The organism is Synechococcus sp. A15-60 (assembly GCF_014280095.1).
Lineage (GTDB): Bacteria > Cyanobacteriota > Cyanobacteriia > PCC-6307 > Cyanobiaceae > Synechococcus_C.
Genome location: NZ_CP047933.1, coordinates 2,312,257 through 2,329,068 on the forward strand (window position 1 = coordinate 2,312,257; position 16,812 = coordinate 2,329,068).

The 16,812-nt window shown below is 52.4% G+C and carries 13 protein-coding genes; 9 read left to right on the forward strand and 4 right to left on the reverse strand.

What is annotated here, in order from left to right:
• The gene (gene ndk, locus SynA1560_RS12605) at positions 1-459 is read right to left on the reverse strand and encodes a nucleoside-diphosphate kinase (protein ID WP_186469579.1); all 459 of its coding nucleotides are present in this window, start codon (positions 457-459) and stop codon (positions 1-3) included.
• A 137-nt stretch (positions 460-596) separates the two neighbouring features.
• Between ndk and speA the strand changes: the two genes are divergently transcribed.
• On the forward strand, positions 597-2,507 hold the full coding sequence (speA, locus tag SynA1560_RS12610; protein WP_186469580.1) for a biosynthetic arginine decarboxylase: 1,911 nt from the start codon (positions 597-599) through the stop codon (positions 2,505-2,507).
• Between the two features lie 5 nt (positions 2,508-2,512).
• On the opposite strand, the gene SynA1560_RS12615 is transcribed toward speA, so the two are convergent.
• Both SynA1560_RS12615 and SynA1560_RS12620 read right to left on the reverse strand, forming a co-directional pair.
• Positions 2,513-3,202, reverse strand: a complete 690-nt coding sequence (locus tag SynA1560_RS12615) for a Crp/Fnr family transcriptional regulator (RefSeq protein WP_186500712.1) — start codon at positions 3,200-3,202, stop codon at positions 2,513-2,515.
• A 3-nt stretch (positions 3,203-3,205) separates the two neighbouring features.
• Positions 3,206-3,445 (reverse strand): hypothetical protein, encoded by a 240-nt coding sequence (locus SynA1560_RS12620; RefSeq protein WP_186500713.1) that lies wholly within the window; start codon positions 3,443-3,445, stop codon positions 3,206-3,208.
• Positions 3,446-3,465: 20 nt separating this feature from the next.
• Here SynA1560_RS12620 and SynA1560_RS12625 point away from each other — a divergent pair, with 20 nt between their 5' ends.
• The 8 genes from SynA1560_RS12625 to SynA1560_RS12660 all read left to right on the forward strand — a co-directional run bounded on the left by SynA1560_RS12625 (position 3,466) and on the right by SynA1560_RS12660 (position 12,382).
• Complete coding sequence (locus tag SynA1560_RS12625; RefSeq protein WP_186469582.1) at positions 3,466-4,044, forward strand: Crp/Fnr family transcriptional regulator; 579 nt, start codon at positions 3,466-3,468, stop codon at positions 4,042-4,044.
• Positions 4,041-5,945: a CHASE2 domain-containing protein gene (locus SynA1560_RS12630; protein ID WP_186500714.1), complete on the forward strand. Its 1,905-nt coding sequence runs from the start codon at positions 4,041-4,043 to the stop codon at positions 5,943-5,945. Before SynA1560_RS12625 ends, SynA1560_RS12630 begins: the two co-directional genes overlap by 4 nt.
• A gap of 23 nt (positions 5,946-5,968) precedes the next feature.
• On the forward strand, positions 5,969-7,948 hold the full coding sequence (locus tag SynA1560_RS12635) for a hypothetical protein (protein WP_186500715.1): 1,980 nt from the start codon (positions 5,969-5,971) through the stop codon (positions 7,946-7,948).
• Between the two features lie 51 nt (positions 7,949-7,999).
• Positions 8,000-8,662 carry a Coq4 family protein gene (locus tag SynA1560_RS12640; RefSeq protein ID WP_186500716.1) on the forward strand — a complete coding sequence of 221 codons (663 nt, stop codon included), beginning with the start codon at positions 8,000-8,002 and terminating at the stop codon, positions 8,660-8,662.
• Between the two features lie 84 nt (positions 8,663-8,746).
• Complete coding sequence (locus SynA1560_RS12645; protein ID WP_186500717.1) at positions 8,747-8,914, forward strand: hypothetical protein; 168 nt, start codon at positions 8,747-8,749, stop codon at positions 8,912-8,914.
• A 252-nt stretch (positions 8,915-9,166) separates the two neighbouring features.
• On the forward strand, positions 9,167-10,060 hold the full coding sequence (locus SynA1560_RS12650) for a methylglyoxal synthase (RefSeq protein WP_222930211.1): 894 nt from the start codon (positions 9,167-9,169) through the stop codon (positions 10,058-10,060).
• Positions 10,061-10,104: 44 nt separating this feature from the next.
• Entirely contained in the window at positions 10,105-10,425 is a 321-nt protein-coding gene (locus SynA1560_RS12655; RefSeq protein ID WP_186500718.1) for a hypothetical protein, read from the forward strand.
• A 301-nt stretch (positions 10,426-10,726) separates the two neighbouring features.
• Positions 10,727-12,382 carry a ShlB/FhaC/HecB family hemolysin secretion/activation protein gene (locus tag SynA1560_RS12660; RefSeq protein WP_186500719.1) on the forward strand — a complete coding sequence of 552 codons (1,656 nt, stop codon included), beginning with the start codon at positions 10,727-10,729 and terminating at the stop codon, positions 12,380-12,382.
• 12 nt (positions 12,383-12,394) lie between these two features.
• Here SynA1560_RS12660 and SynA1560_RS12665 read toward each other — a convergent pair whose 3' ends face one another.
• A complete protein-coding gene (locus SynA1560_RS12665) occupies positions 12,395-16,429 on the reverse strand; it encodes a CHAT domain-containing protein (protein WP_186500720.1) in 4,035 nt (1,344 codons plus the stop codon).
• Positions 16,430-16,812 lie beyond the last annotated feature (383 nt).

Here is a 16,812-nt window from a genome sequence, read left to right on the forward strand (position 1 = left end):
TCAGCCTTCGACGCGCCAGCCTTGATCGGAAGGCGTCCACTCGCTCAGCTCGGAGGACTGGAACCACAAACCAATCTCGAACTGGGCTGTTTCAGGAGCATCCGATCCATGGATCACATTGCGGCCGATGTTGACGGCCAGATCACCGCGGATCGTGCCGGGCTCAGCCTCGAGAGGTTTGGTCGCACCTATCAGCTTGCGGGCGCTGGCGATCACACCGTCGCCTTCCCACACCATGGCCACCACAGGGCCGGAGGTAATGAAGTCAACAAGACCAGCAAAGAACGGACGCTCCCGATGCACGCCGTAGTGCTGCTCAGCCAGCTCTCGGCTGGGGGTCAGTTGCTTGAGGCCAACCAACTTGAAACCCTTGCGCTCGAAACGCCCCAGGATCTCGCCCACAAGTCCACGCTGAACACCATCGGGCTTGATGGCGATAAAGGTGCGTTCGGCAGCCATAACATTGGATAAAACCGCCGCTATCGTCCGTGGCCGACGCCCCGATTGGCAAGCCACTTGGTGTCTGTGCACTGTTCGGAACGACAACCCTGCCTAGATTCCTGCTGCGAATGCTCCTGGAGCGCTGAGTGACGCTGATGGCCCGCTCCGGTACAGCCGACACCTGGACCATCCAGGACGGAGCAGATCTCTACGGTCTCGATCGATGGGGTGACACTTACTTCGCGGCCAATTCCCGCGGCCATGTGACGGTGCAGCCCCGCGGGGACCGCGGCGGCAGCATCGATCTGATCGAATTGGTGGAGGGCCTGCAGGCCAGGGATCTCGGCTTACCGCTGTTGATCCGCTTTGACGACATCCTGGAAGATCGTCTCGAGCGGCTGCATGCGGCCTTTGACCGGGCGATCGCGCACTACGGCTATGGCGGCCGATACCAGGGCGTGTTCCCGGTGAAATGCAACCAGCAGCGCCATGTGGTGGAACGACTGGTGGATGCTGGTCAACGCTGGCATTTCGGCCTTGAGGCCGGCAGCAAAGCTGAATTGCTAATTGCCCTGTCGTTGTTGAACGATCCAGAGGCCCTACTGATCTGCAATGGCTACAAGGATCAGCGCTACATCGAGACCGCCATCCTGGCGCGAAGACTCGGTCGACAGCCGGTGGTGGTAATCGAACAACCCGATGAAGTGGAGCGGATCATCGCCGCCAGCCAAGAACTGGGCGCCGCACCGATGATCGGAATCCGGGCTCGGCTCTCGACCCGCAGCACAGGCCGCTGGAGCAGCTCTGTAGGCGACCGGGCCAAATTCGGGCTCTCCATTCCGGAACTGCTCGAAACCACCGAACGGCTGAGCCGTGCCGGACTGCTTAACGATCTGAAGCTGCTGCACTTCCACATCGGCAGCCAGATCAACGACATCGCCGTTCTGAAGGATGCCCTGCAGGAAGCCGGGCAGATCTACGGAGAACTGCACCGCCTTGGTGCGCCGATGGGATACCTCGACGTTGGTGGCGGTCTTGGCATCGACTACGACGGCAGCCGCAGCGCGACCGCAGCCTCCACCAACTACTCCTTGCAGAACTACGCCAACGACGTCGTCGCGACGGTCAAGGAGTGCTGTGAACCCTGTGGCGTGCCGTTGCCCACCCTTGTGAGCGAAAGCGGACGGGCCCTCGCCAGTCACTTCAGTGTGCTGGTGTTCGACATCCTGGGTCTCGGTGGTGCCCCCGACGAGCGTCCGCAACGCAGAGACGACGACCCCCTGATCGTGCGCAATCTGCATGACACCCTCGACGGCATCACCGAAGCCAACTTGCAGGAGGCCTGGAATGACGCCATCAAGTTCAAGGAGGATGCACTGAGTGCCTTCCGACTCGGTTACCTAAGCCTCCCCGAGCGGGCACGGGCAGAGCAGCTGGCCTGGGCCTGCGCGCGGCGCATCGTCGAGCTGCTTCCCGCAGATGACAACAGCCCTGACGAGTTACGCCGTCTGCGCGCCAGCCTGGCCAGCACTTACTACGGCAACTTTTCCGTGTTTCGGTCCGCACCGGACACCTGGGCCATTGATCAACTGTTCCCAGTGATGCCCATTCATCGCTTGCATGAACAGCCAGAGCAACTGGGCAGCATTGCTGATCTCACCTGCGATTCCGATGGCAAATTGGCTCGCTTCATTCAAGGCGGGCAAAGCAAATCACTGCTGGAACTGCACACCCCAACTCCGGGACAGCCCTACCTCGTCGGCCTATTCCTGGCCGGCGCCTATCAAGAGGTGATGGGCAACCTCCACAACCTGTTCGGCAGCACCAATGCGGTGCACATCCGCTTAGCACCCGGTGGTGGTTACCAACTCGATCACGTGGTGCGGGGTGACACCAACGCCGATGTTCTCAAGGCCATGGAGCACGACCCCGACCAGATGCTGGAACGGCTGAGGCTTGCGAGCGAAGCGGCGATCCGAGACGGACGGTTGGCCGTGAGCGATGCACGACGGCTGATCAATCATGTGACCAGCAGCCTGCAGCAGATCACTTATCTGCAGGCCTGACGCCTCTAACCCGGCAACAGTCCGCGTTTGATCAGCGGCTGCAAATCAGCAATCCGGAGCTGTCCATTGGTTTCCAAAACAGTGCCGCGGTTGCGCAGCTTGCTGAGGGTGCGAGACGCTGTTTCCCTCGCCAGTCCAGCCAGCAAGGCAATCTCCCGTTGGGCCAGCAGCGGGATCTCCGCCTCAGGATTCTGATCGCGGGAACTTTTGCGGGCGAGATACGCCAAAGCGTCCAACAGGCGCGTGGTGGCATCAGCGCTCTGCAATGCGAAGCGTTGATTGAGATCACGCAGACGAGATGACATTAAGCGCGCCAGGGAAAGAGCAAACGCCGCCTCTTGGCCAAGCAGAGCAGCAAACGGCGTCGAGCGCATCTTGATGAGGTGCAATGGCGTAAGCGCCACCACATCGGCGGAACGTGACGCACCATCAAGAGCAGCCATCTCACCGAACACATCGCCCTGGCCGAGCAAGGACATGATCACTTCATCACCATCGGCGGTGTAAGTGCGCACCTTGGCCACCCCATCGCGGATGAGGAACAGCGACTCACCCCAGTCCTGCTCCATCACGATCACCTGGTCAACCTGGTGGCTTGTCTCTCGATGACGATCCAGCAGCAGGATGAGCTGTTGTTCCGCCAGCTCCGCGAACAGAGGCATAGCCCCGAGATCCTCAGGCGTGAGCGCAGACATGATTCAGATCAGAACGACCACAGTGGCCGAGACCAGCTTGCCTAAAAAATGCAGAACTGGGTCTATGTCGAGCTCACAACGAAGGCATGACTTCGACCAGTTGATGATGGCGTACAGAACAAACTCGGCCAGTTCCTGCAGGAACATGCCAATAAAAAAAGGCATCACATCAGCAATCAGATTCAGAACATGACGCTGCTGCAGGAGGCGATGCCTGATCCGGCAGAAGCGGCCAGCATGCATGCAGCGGCAATCCGCCACGCATGGAGGAGAACGAGAACCAACGACCCAACCAGATTCGCGATCGCATGCGAATGCTGCTCAGCACGCATCTCTCCACAGTGCGTCATCAAACGCAGATTGCCCCTCTCGGCAAGGTACTGATCCAACAGGACGCTCCTGCCGAACGGGTGCTGCTGGTGCAAACCGGTGAGTTGAAGGTCGAACGCTGCGAAGCGGGTGGCACCCCGCAGGTGATCGCACGGATTGGTCCCAATGAGTTGGTGGGAGAAATGGCCTTGATAGGCGATCAACACCACAGCGCGACCGTCACGGTGAGTCGCGGTCCAGCCGAAGTCCTGGTGATTGAAGCCAACGATCTGCTGCAGACTGCGATCTATGACAGTGATCTGGTGATGGAACTATTGGCTCTGAGCAGCCGTCGCTGCCGTCAAACCAATCGTCACCTAACCCTGATCCTGGAAGCCCTTGAGGCATTCGAGCAAGGACATCACCCCGCCCTAGAGCGGTGCTGCAACGCATTGGAACGCGGATCGGATCCAACCCTCTCCACCGCAGCCCGGCGGTTGAGGGGGCTGATGCAAGCATCGGAAACACCATGAAAGAGCGAACCGCGCTCCGCTGGATTCGCCGTCATGGCGCGATCCTGCTGCTGAGTGGTGCGGTTGCTGCTGCTGGCGGAATCGGTCGGGATTGGTTAGGGCGTATCGACCTGCGCTTTGCCGGTTGGGTCCAGGAGACGCGGGGCTCCAGGACGCCGCCTAATGATGTTGTGATTGTGGCCATCGACGACTTCAGCCTCCAGCAAGCGGCCAATGCAGACCTAAGCGACGACCCCTTGCTCCAAAGTCTGAGCCAATGGCCCTGGCCAAGACGCGTTCACCAGAGGGTGCTGAATCGTCTAATCGAAGCGGGCGCATCCACCGTTGGATTTGATCTGCTGTTCGAAGCCCCCAGTAGCTACGGGCCCGACGACGACATGGCCTTTGCAAGTGCCTTGAAACGCCATCACGACCAAGTGGCACTGGGGGTGCAAGTGCTAAACGGCCGCGGGCCGGTGGCCAGCATGGCGCTGCTGGATCTGACAGCCACGCTGCAGTCATCCAACAAACCGTTGAACCGCGGCCTCCTGAATGGCTCCCCCGATGAAGACGGCGTCATCCGTCAGCGTCCTGGTGACAGCGCCGTAGAGATTCGCCAACAGTTGAACTCCGCCGTACCCGATGGGTTGGCGGTGACCCTGCTCAAGCTTGGGAATGCCGACGCCGACCTCAGTACACGGTCATCCAATCTTTTGGACCCCTATGGACCCCCTGGAACGATTGCCACTCTCTCGATCTGGGAAATTCTCGACACCAGAGCCTTCACCTCCATCAAAAGCAGTGGTCTGCTCAGCAACGCCACCGTGCTCGTTGGGCCAACAGCGGCCGTGTTTCAAGACCTACATCCAGCGGTCTTCTCCGGTGCCCAGGGCATGCCAGGCGTTGAATTGCTTGCCACCGAATTGGCCAATCGCCTGGAAGATCGATCCCTGCACTGGGTGCCTGCTCCTGAAAGCTGGAATTTCCTGATGGCAGGGCTTGTTCTCGTCGCAGGCATCACGGCATCGAAGCAAGAGCGCCCATTGCCTCGTCTCAATGTGCTCCTCGCCTCCTCAGCAGTTCTCGTCGCGGCAGAAGCCGGACTGGTTGTGTGGGGAGGCCTCTTGGTCCCTCTACTTGGCCCAGCCGCCAGCTTGGCGCTGACAGGAATTGTCTCCAGCGCTGACGCCACGATTCGGCTGCAATGGCAACGACGACGACTACGCCGAACCCTGGGTCGCTACCTCTCCCCAGCAGTCGCCGCAGAGATCGCTGATCAACCCGAGGAAGCCGATGAATTGCTGGGTGGAAAAACGATGGACGTGGTGATCTTGATGAGCGATATCCGTGGCTTCACAGCGTTTACCCAGACCATGACCGAACAGGGCAGGGTGAAAGAACTGGTGGATCGCCTCAACGCCTACTTCAGTGAAGTGGTGGATGCGGTGCATGCCGAAGAAGGCACAGTCGACAAATTCATCGGCGATGCCGCCCTCGCCGTGTTTGGAGCCCCAATCGAAAAATCGAGCAGCACGAACGCGCTCGCTGCGGCGAGAACTGCAATCGAGCTGCAGCGACGCCTTGACGATCTCAATCACGCCTGGGCTGCTGAAGGGCATTCACCCTGGAAACAAGTGGTGATTCTTAGCTATGGCTCGGTGGTGAGCGGAAACATCGGTAGCACCAGTCGCATGGACTACACCGTGATTGGTGATGCGGTGAACATGGCCAGCCGCTTAGAGACAATTGCCAAGCAGTGCGATCAAGGAATTGTGATGAGCGCTGCGGTGGCAGAACATCTTCCTGGTGACTGGCCCCTGCTGGACTTGGGAACATTTCCGATCCGCGGCCAGGGTGAGCAACGAGTGTTCGCACTACAAACTGACACCAACAAGGACACCCACCCCGCCATAGATCAGTAACAACCGTCTGTGTCCGACGGTTGATGGCTGTGTTCAAGAAGCTGCTAGCCATCGCTTGTGCGGCAAGTCTGGTGCCTTCGGCAGCAACAGCAGCTCCGTTCAATAGCGCCACGATTCGACGAATCATCGATGGCCGCGAAGTGTTCATCGACCAGCAAGAGGCGTCGGTCGATGACACGGCGGATCGAGGACAAGAACTCAGAACCGGCAGCAGCCGCGCCGAAGTGCTCTTTGATCGGCGAGCACTCGGATTTCTTGGCAACAACAGCGTAATCCGCCTCGGAGAAGACTGTTTTCGCCTAGATCGCGGCCAGGTCTTGGTCAACGGTCCCCAAAACAGCTGCCTGGGCACCAAGGTGCTGGGGATCCGCGGCACCACGTATGTGTTGAGTGTGCGAGATGACGGGAACTACGAACTCGCCGTTCTAAGCGGTCAAGCCAGCGTAGGGAGTGGCGTTGAAGCGACCGATGACGAGAACAGCCCAGACATCCTCTCGATGTACCCCACGCTGAATCCGGTGATCGGCTTCGGATCAAGTGCCTGGGGCAGCAACAGTTCAGGCACAACCCTTGGCGAAGCCGCCGGACTGATCCTGGGCGATGCCTCCTTTTTCGTGCCTCTCAGCCAAAGCCTCGGCAGCAACCTTCTCTACAGCTACACAACCGCTAGCAGCAATTTCGATGGCGCCTGGGGAGCCAGCACCGAGCTGGGATACAAGTGGTTCAACCCCGATGACCGCAGCATCAGCTCCCTGTTAGTGGGCTACGACGGTTGGGACGGAACAGGCTGTTTCCACTCGCAACTCGCGGTAGGTGGCCTTTGGCAGAAAGAACGCTGGCAATTCGGCATCACCGGAGGCATTCCACTCGATCAATGTGATAACAACCTGGGATTTGCCATCGGTCAGGTGGGCATACCCGTGGCTGATGTGGGGGATCAATCCATCACCTTGTCACTCGCTCCCTACGTTCTCCACGGAATCGGAAATTCCTACGGCGGTGGCCGCGTTGGCCTGAATGTGCCCATCGGCGATCAGGTGACGGTCGCTGCCTATGGCCAATACGACGAACTGCTCGACACCGTCGTGGGGGGACAAATCAGTTACCGCTTCTCCACCAATGGCGGCTTTGTCAACGACCCGAATCTCCGGCCGAAGTCGCCTGGATCACCAATGCCATGGCAATCCGGCGAATTCAACACCGGAAGACCCATGCAGTTTGCCCTGAATCAGGGCAAGACATCTGAGCCTGCTCAACCAGCTCTGAAAGAAGCAAGTGTCGCCAGCACAACCGTGCATCAACTAGTCAGCGATGCAGACAGTGTTGTTCGCCTAAAGGCTGGGGAAGAAGCCACCTTCAGCCCAGACGGCGTGCTGTTGAGCCGCCAATTGATCAGCAAGGAACGTTTCTCACAACTGATCATCGAGACGATGAGTGGGCAGAACCTTCTGCCTGAAAGCCATGTGATCAATTTGATTTACCAGGAGCTGTATGGACTTCCCGACCGCACGTTGCTCTCCATCCTGGGCTCTGACTGGCTGATTGCAGCACGAACGCCCTATCCACGGCTGCGGGGCGCGAACAATCTGGTGGTGCCCGACAACAAACTTCCGAAGGAGGACGAAGAAGAAGACGACTTAGAACCAGAGAAAGAAGAAGAAGAGGAAGAAGAGGAAGAAGAGGAAAAAGAAGAAAAAGAAGACGACAACAACGACGCCGAAACAGAGCCTGAACCAGAGCCTGAACCAGAGCCTGAACCTGAACCTGAACCAGAGCCTGAACCTGAACCTGAACCAGAGCCATTGCCAGAGCCCATCGTCTTGACTTACGTCTGCCGCGCCTTAGGAGGTAACCCTGATTTCCCTTATTACACCGGTGGAATGATCGGAGGGCCCCTGAGTCAAGCGGTTCGCTTCCAAACAACCTCACGATCCGAAGCGTCTTGCAGCGGTAAAGGTGCTGGATCCAGCGGGATGGAACCGACCACTCCCCAGTTCCTTTGATGGATCCAGAGCGAATCACACCATCAGATTGAAGTCCTCCGCTCAAAGACCGTGCAGCTCAAACTTCAAGAACGCCTCCAAAGCCTGAGGTTGCTCGCCAGCCTCGCCACATTTTTGAAGAATCCGGGCTCGCTTGACAGCGTGTTTGCTGTCGCCAACAGCGTGAAGGACAGCCCTCTGGCTGAGCAGATGAAGCGGCACCTGCTCATACACCCCCAGTTCAGTGCACTGGTAAAAGAGGGTTGGCGACCAAAGGCAATCGACCTGACCGAGTTGCAAAAACTTCCAGACGGCACTCTCGGACGCTGCTACGCCGATCAACTGATCAGCCAAGGCATCACGCCGGACGCGCTGATCGACCCCTCACCAGTCAGCAATGACGCGGAATACATCACCCACAGGCTTCGGGAAACACACGACATCATCCATGTGCTCACGGGCTTCGGAATCGACGGCGATAGCGAGCTTGGCTTGCAAGGCTTCAACCTCGCTCAGACACGCTCCCCTTTAGCCGTCATGTTGATCTTTGGTGGGATGTTGGCGGCTCTTCAGGACGATGAGCCACTGGCTCCGATGCTGCGCGCAATGGCACGTGGATTTCAGTTGGGCCTCGATGCCGATCTGGTGATCGCGCACAAGCTTGAGGAAGGGTGGGACAGGCCCCTGCAGGACTGGCGTCAGGAGCTGAGACTTGCGGTGATTAGTGGCACGTAAACAAAACTTGGGGAAGTCAGCGACCCCACACCGGGAGGCTCACGGGACAACAACACTCGACCAATGTGGGCCGGTCAACCACAGTTGCAGGCACTGCGCAAACGTGCATCAGGGAAAGAAAGTACACACCCTTTCCGTGATGGGGGAGGGGTGAAAAAACTGCTGACCATCCCCGGAACAGAGCTGGTGCAACACATGCTGTTCGAGACGAATTCTGTAGCCGTGATGTTGGTGTTGATGAGTGAGCGGTGACGCCGGAGCAACCGTGCGATAAGCCTGCTGCCATGTGGCATTAGTGCCACCCATCATGACAAGGGGGAACGGCAGCATTACGGAAGCGAACAACTGAGCAGTCGGCACAGTTGCTAAACAGAAGCAAGTCGCCAGCAAAAGCGACTTCACCAGCAACAACGAATTCGATAAAAAAGAGACAACAGCGACTGCAGTCAAAACACAGCCCGATCCTCGCAATGCCCTTAATGTTTAGGAGAGCGCGGAGTGTCGATGGACCGGAACGATCTGATCACAACGCTTCAGAATGAAGCAAACCTGAAGCATTGCTTCAACAAGGAAGACATTGCCATCCTGGCGCAACACATGTCGGTCAAAACCTTTGACGATAATGCAATCTTGATGCGCAAAGACGAACCCGCCGACTGCATGGCTTTCTTAGTCAGTGGAAGGGTGCAAATCATCGAAGATGAAAGACAGATTGCACTCCTGACAACCGGTGACTGCTTCGGAGAAAGCATGTTTTCAGAAGAAGCCACGCGGGTAGCAAGCGTTCAAGCCCTTGAGACCACCAAAGTCGGCTGGTTCACCATCCACGACTTCCATGACTTGCTGGAAACCAAGCAAAGACTGGCACTGCAATTCAGAGAAGTCTTCAAGGCTGTCGGACGAGCACGCACTGAGCAGCACGCCGCTGAAACCTACACCGACAAGCGCAAATACTTAGCCCTCATTGCCCACAACAATATGAAAGAAAGCCTGATGGAATTCTGCAGAATTCACACCCACAAGCTGGAACAATTCCCTTTGATTGCAACAGGAACAACCGGCAGCATGTTATTCAAAAAAACAGGTATGTGCCTTAGCCGAAAAGTCGCTTCTGGACCACTGGGTGGAGACCAAGCTGTTGGCACCCTGATTTCGACACAGAACATCATCGGCGTCATCTTTTTCCGAGATCCACTCTCCTCACACCCTCATCACGCCGACATCGAAGCTCTTGGACGACTCTGCGACGTCTACCAAATCCCCTTAGCAACGAACCCTCAGAGCGGAGAGGCCATTCTTGATTATCTGCTCTCCGGAAAAGCTGATCATCAGCCCCTCCCGAATCGCGTATTGGAGTCCTACGTGAAAGGGCAAAAGAAGGTGGTCGAAGCAAGCTGAAAGTCGGACACAATCAGGTCTGTTGTCGTAGCTCAATCGTGCCAATGGAAAATTCAGCGCAGGCTGATCCTAGACACAATAGTCAATCTCCCAACAAGATTATTCCGATCAGCATCAAATACTTAGACCCCAGCTACCGCATTCGAAGCGTCGCAAAAAAGACCGCTGACGCAGTTTTATGCAATCTCCTAGCAGAATACGCCGTGCATGCAGGAATGAGCGGCAAAACCAACCACGTTGTTGGATACTGGATCAATCTCTTTAAAAATGTGTCAATCATACTTGCAACAGATGATAGAAGAATGGTCGACCTGGAGGGCGCGCTATGGAGAAGAATGATGAGCGCTACACGTCAAGACAACTGAGCAAAGCAGACGTCTGACAAAGATGATCGTTCGACAATTTGAAGACTTGAAAAACCGATAACACACACCAGAAACCAAAACCCATCTTCGGACGTCGGAAGCAATCGCGGATGGTAAAAGTCCAGAAATTGAATACAACTTTTTGCGCTAGAGAACTCAGATCACGAACGACGAGATAACGTCAGGCAATGAAGTCGCTAAGCAGCCCTTGTTGAGGTAACAAAAAGCTTTGCTATTCTTGGCCAGGCCGGTCACACAAGACCGAAGACAATCTGCAACGCCAGAAAGCAAGTAAATCCTCGTGTTTCCTCTCTTCGCCCAGCTGGTAGCTCCTCCAATCCAACCAGGGCCAGCAAGACTCCCTGAGAGGCAGAGCCCTGCGGCAAACGACGACGCGGTACAACTCGAGCTAGAGAATGAGGCAGGTGAACAAAATGAAGGTGAGTTCAATCTGCAAATAAATAGACAATCCATTGAGATCGAAGGTTCATCCCCGTACAACAGGAAAAGAACACAAGAAATCCTTCGAAACTGCGAATTATCAGTCGACTCGAGTCGCAAAAATAGCTGCGTCAATCAACTCAATGCTCAGCTACAAAAAGACGGATATATCAATACACGCGTCGTTGCCGAAGAACTGAATGGCCAAACCAAGTTAATTATCATCCCCGGCAGGTTGGTTGAGATCAATGTCACCTCAAAAAATAAGGGGCTCACCTCAGAGATCGAAAATGAATTAGCGCCGTTGCTTGATCAAACCTTTAACATTATCCAAATCAAAAATGCACTGCTGGACCTTGAACGGCAAGGAATCGCCAGCCGCATTTCAGGAAGTATTGGAAAGCTAGGAAGCAATCCAACCAAAGCGACACTCAACATCACAGCAGAAGTGATCCCCAAACCATGGAGAGGGTTAACATCTCTTCGAAATGATGGCAATGCGGGAAGCGGGGAATGGAGAGGAATTGCAATCCTACAAAAACCCGATTTGCTGACTCGAGGGGATCAATTTCAGTTATATGGGGAACTGAATGTTGATAACGATCCTGAACTTGGAGCAGGAATCGGGTCGATCAGTTACACCTACCCACTGACACGCACATGGAGTGTGACAGGATCGCTTGGAGCAAGCAGACGCTATTTGGTGGAATATCCAAAACCATTTCGTGATTTAAGTTTTAGGCAGTATCAAGGGCTAATCCAAACTGACTGGACATTTCTGCAGACAACGTCCACAAACACATATGCATTTTTTGGAGTCAGTTCCAACCACAATAATAGCTACTATAAGAATGAGCCTTTTCCCGTGATCGCTGGTGGTGGCATCGATGGAGACTTAACAAGCGGATATGCTCGATTCGGAATTGGACATCTTGGAGCAAAAAATTCTCTGTCATGGTCAGGTCAGATTTACGGACTACAAGGCATCAATTCCTTCAGTAGCCCTGATGAACTGAAAAACCTCAACGCGCTGGGAATCCATCCAAATAACGCAATGGCTATCGGCGTCTACACAACTGGGCTCTGGGCAATTAACAACACGTTGATCGCAAAAGCTGTGGCTGGCGGACAATATGCTTTCAATCCTTTAACAAGCAGCATGGGGTTTGGTGTTGGAAGCGACAATGGATTGAGAGGATTACCAGGGACATTAATTAGTGGTGATAACGGATGGCTTGGCAATTTAGAATTGGAGTGGTCGTTTCTCAAATTAAAGAACAACCAGTTCAAGCTTGTACCTTTCGGAGGCGCAGGTGGGATTACAACAACACGACTGGGCAGCACTTTCAACGACACCGTTGGGTCCTATGGGGTATTGATGAGATGGCAACATAGAAATCAACTAATCATAGATTTAGGCTGGACGAATCAATTCAATACAGACGACAATACAGGATTATGGAATGATTGGATTATTGGAAATGGTATTTATTCAAAAGTGACATTCCAATTTTAAGCAGTATTCTCATTACCAAGGAGTGCCAAGCAAAACAAAACCAGACCAAAAGAAAGGATGGCGAAAATCTTGTGGATAATTATATCTTTGTGCTGCAGAGAGTCCTGATAGCAAAACCTCACCGGATCCTAAGACAACATCAGAGCCTTGGATTTTGATCTTGCCGGAAGAAAAATCTCGCTGCGTTTGGGCCAAAGCCGTCGATTTGGCAACACCATCACTGAGATAGCGATAAAACTGAGAGAAAAATGCTGATGTAGCCACATCATCAACGTACCAGAGGGAACCAATGGCACTTTTAGAGCCAGCCTGAAGTGCTAAACCAGCAAGGCCCATTTCGCTATCACTATCTCCCAAAGCACTACGACAGGCGCTGAGAACAAACAAATTCATAGGATTCAATTCTCGATTACGCCGAATTGACTTGAACGATTCAAAAGAGATAGAGCCATCACTGGTGTAAATCATAGATTCATCAGGCCTACCACCCTTGAAGTCGGCATGAGTTGCCAAGTGGATGAGAGATTCATTCGAAGTGCGTAAGTCAGAGACGACGCGAGACGATGTAAATTGATCACCAATGATGGACTGACCACCATAATATTGAGCAATATTCTCAACTTCTTGATTCACGTATGGAAGTGGAGCCAGTCCTGAAAATTGGGTCGATCCCATAATTAAGATTTGATCAGTCTGAGGACTTGCAAGTGGTATCGACAAATCAGTCAGGGATAGCGAGGGCGTAAAAGAAAATGAAAGACTGTCCACAGCAAATTGACCTAGGCGAGCCAAGGCAGAGAACGGGATCGCTTGCAAACCACGATCTGCAGAAATCAACACAGTGGTTACTTCTTCAGTAGCCAATACATCCTGTATGGGCTCCAAAAAGAGTGAATACAACTTCGACGCCTCAGACGATGGAAGCGCTGGGTCCAAAGATCGCTGGCTTGTGATTTTGCCGTAAAAGCCACGGAGGAGGTCTGCAAATTCCGAAAGAGAAAGCTCAGTGCGACGTCCAATCACTGTGCCATCGGAGGTGATCAGGGTAAGATCAATAAAACCTTCAGACGAATCACCAACACCAAGATCAGAATTTTTAGTGAATGAAATATTGAGAAACGCTGGATTAAAAGAGAGATCGCTAAGTTTTGAATCAGTAAGTGAAACATCACTAGAGGGATCACTGGCAACGGTAGCGACTGAGTGATTCAGAGAAGACAAACTAAGTGACTGATATACCTGTCGCGCGTCATTCAAACTCTGCGAAATTCCTGCAGGAGTCAACTCGCTAGCAGGGGTAGGGGTGAGGTCGTCGAGGCCGAGAACAGAAAGAACCTCAGCAGTATTGGTATCGATTGAATCCCGTAAGTTCGACGTAACAACACCAGCGTCGAGCGTTGAAATCTGAAAGGAAGGGGTTGCTGCATCACCGGATTCGCTGGACGCCGTTGGTCCGGATTGTGAAACAGAAGTGTCATCATTGGAAGCAGTCGAGGAGGCGCTATCATTGCCACCCTCTTCTGAAGAAGTTTGAGACTCGGAAGCTGATTCTGAATCTGAATCTGATTCCGAGCTCGATTCTGATGTTGATTCTAAACTTGCAGAACTATCACCGCTAGATTCACCGTCTGAATCAGCAGAAGCATCGTTCACCACTGAAGTTGTCTCTTGACTCGTGCCTTGAGTCTCAGAGGAACCGGATGTCTGGGTTTGCTCAGAAGAATTTTGACCATTATTATTGACTGAATCAACAACCGAATTACTTTCAGACTCGGTGGTGGTATTGGATGCAATGGATAATCCGTTCCTGGCATCCATCGAAACATCATCGTTATCACTCATCGAGGATGCCTCAATCAACACTTCATTGCCCGCATCAACAACAAATGTATCCGTACCACTAATTGTTGAAGATTCGATCGAAGCATCACCACCTGCATCAACAACGAAAGTATCAGTTCCTCTAATTGTCGAAGAATCGATCAAAGCATCACCACCTGCATCAACAACGAAAGTATCAGTTCCTCTAATTGTCGTGGAATCAAAGAAAGCATCGCTACCAACATCAACCACAACAAACTCATTACCAGCCAAAGAAGAATCAGCAATCGAGACATCAAAATCTGAAACGAAAGCGACATCTTGATTGTTGAAAAACTCAGAATTCAAAACGTCAATATTGCCAGTCAGTGCTGCGGCTTCGAACACACTTTTGTCAACATTCGATCCAAAAACAACAACATCACCTTTAGCAGACACAGCGAAAACGTCACTATCAAACAGTTCCGAGTCAGCAATCGCTGCATCACCAGTGTCCGATGCAACATCAACCGTAGAATTCACAGCTGTTGAATCCACAATCACCGAATCACCATCTTTGGAGACGACAACAACATCCGTGTCGACAAGATCAGAATCAACAATGCCCGCATCACCCGACTCGGAGTCAACATCTAAAACATTGTTGTCCAAATCGGAGTCAATAATGACGGAGTCACCATCAACAGATGTGGCAACAATGACGTTATCGTTCAGACCTGAACTGGAAATCACTGCGTTCCCCTGCTCAGCACCAATCACAAGATCGTTGCCAACCACTGACGTGTCGAAAACATAGGCACTACCCATGGCATATGCATCGATGAACGCATTCCGTGAAAGTAATGAACTGGCAATCGTAATATCACCTGTGAGAGACTCCAAATAGGGATAAAGATTATCGAGAAAATCAGAATTGGTAATCAGAACATCAGACGTCGATGAAACCATCGTAAAGGGACCATTGAAATCAATGCTGGAGTCATCAATATCGATCTTGCCTGCGGCATCAATGGTGAAATAAGGCAGCGCACTAACAGTGTCAAAGTCTGATTGATACTGCGCAGATGTATAGGGCAAATTACGAAGAAGCTCGGAACTGAAAAAGACAAAGTCTTGACCAGCGTCAATAGTTATCATCTCATTATCATTAAGACTTGAGCGAAAATAACTAAAGTCACCAATGGTGGTAATTAACAGTGAAGTGTTTTGGTTAATCGAGACACCTGAGCTTGAGAGACCAGAAATACTATCTACGTTTAAAGCTCCACCGACCGTTATTGTGAGTGCAGTATTGCTATCAAGATTAGCGTTAGCAGCATTTAGGTTACCAACAGTATCGATCGTTACAGCAGTATTCTCGCTGATTGAAACACCCGTATCAGACGAATTGCTTGGATCTGAAATCCTAAGTATATTTCCTGCATCAATATCAACGGATGAATTACCATCAATCGTTGAATCGTAGATGGACAGGTTTCCTTCCGAGTACAACGAGACAGTAGAGTTATTATTAATGGTGGAATTCGACACTGTGAGGTCAGCACCGACATCAAGTGAAGTTGGCGCACTAATTGTGGAATTAGAAACACTAAGATTCGAATTTGCATGCACATACAACGCGCCGTCGACAGACAGTGTCACTCCGCTGATCGTGATTGGAGAGGCAGACGAAGAAAGACTGGTCGATGAACGATTGAGGAACGGGGTTCCGGTTAACAATTGAACTTCACTCAGGCTGGAATTAACTGAAAACTGCCCTGCACCAACCGGCAGTGTGGAGAGATTCGTTAAGGTAAGATCCGTAACATTGGAAAAAGAAGCACCCGTCGACAACGAGATACCATCCGGTGAGACGATGAATAAGTTACCCGATGAATCAAGGCTCAGCGGTACACTGAGGTTAAAACCATTGGATGATGAAGCGACACCAAGAATCACATTACTCTGAGCATCCGTTTCGATCGTCACTCCAGTAATCGAGGATTCAGCGGTCCGATTCGCATCAAACAAAGTAAAGCGATGAAATTTATTACTACCTGCATCCGTTCCACCGCTAATAGCACAAACACCTGATACGCAAGACTGCGTGCCTGAGCCACCATTAATGGATGTGCCCAGGCGGCCTGAAGTTTCAATCTGCGACCTTGCTGGCTGGACGGTGGAAGCGACAACAACACAAGGAAGTCCCAAAGACAGAATAATCTGCTTAACAGAAGAAACAGACATTTGTTTTCGAGCGAATGAGGGAACACCCTGAGAGGGCTATTGAGGGTAATTATACACCAATTGAACTAATTGATCATCAAGCGATCATCGATCGAAGTAATCACCCCAGAAAATAAACATCGGATCGTGAAATACTGAGAAAAAGTCACTCGGCAAAAAGATTCAACGGGAAGACCATCGATCAGCATCAGCTCAATCAATGATCTCAATACAAACAAACCAAAAAAATTGAAAAGGCATTGATCAATGATTCGAGGTAAAAAAATTATAAATAAAAATGCCTTTTATATAAACCATTCGATGGAAATTTTATAATCCTCAAGGATAAAATCGTCAACAGAGAGAAGGGGACAGACGATTGAGCAAGAAAAACCATCTTCATT

Coding starts and splice junctions, on each gene's coding strand:
- SynA1560_RS12630 (WP_186500714.1), top strand. CDS start 4,041: ATGAAAGAGCGAACCGCGCTCCGCTGGATTCGCCGTCATGGCGCGATC.
- SynA1560_RS12615 (WP_186500712.1), bottom strand. CDS start 3,202: ATGTCTGCGCTCACGCCTGAGGATCTCGGGGCTATGCCTCTGTTCGCG.
- SynA1560_RS12635 (WP_186500715.1), top strand. CDS start 5,969: ATGGCTGTGTTCAAGAAGCTGCTAGCCATCGCTTGTGCGGCAAGTCTG.
- SynA1560_RS12625 (WP_186469582.1), top strand. CDS start 3,466: ATGGAGGAGAACGAGAACCAACGACCCAACCAGATTCGCGATCGCATG.
- SynA1560_RS12655 (WP_186500718.1), top strand. CDS start 10,105: ATGGAAAATTCAGCGCAGGCTGATCCTAGACACAATAGTCAATCTCCC.
- ndk (WP_186469579.1), bottom strand. CDS start 459: ATGGCTGCCGAACGCACCTTTATCGCCATCAAGCCCGATGGTGTTCAG.
- SynA1560_RS12620 (WP_186500713.1), bottom strand. CDS start 3,445: ATGCATGCTGGCCGCTTCTGCCGGATCAGGCATCGCCTCCTGCAGCAG.
- speA (WP_186469580.1), top strand. CDS start 597: ATGGCCCGCTCCGGTACAGCCGACACCTGGACCATCCAGGACGGAGCA.
- SynA1560_RS12650 (WP_222930211.1), top strand. CDS start 9,167: ATGGACCGGAACGATCTGATCACAACGCTTCAGAATGAAGCAAACCTG.
- SynA1560_RS12665 (WP_186500720.1), bottom strand. CDS start 16,429: ATGTCTGTTTCTTCTGTTAAGCAGATTATTCTGTCTTTGGGACTTCCT.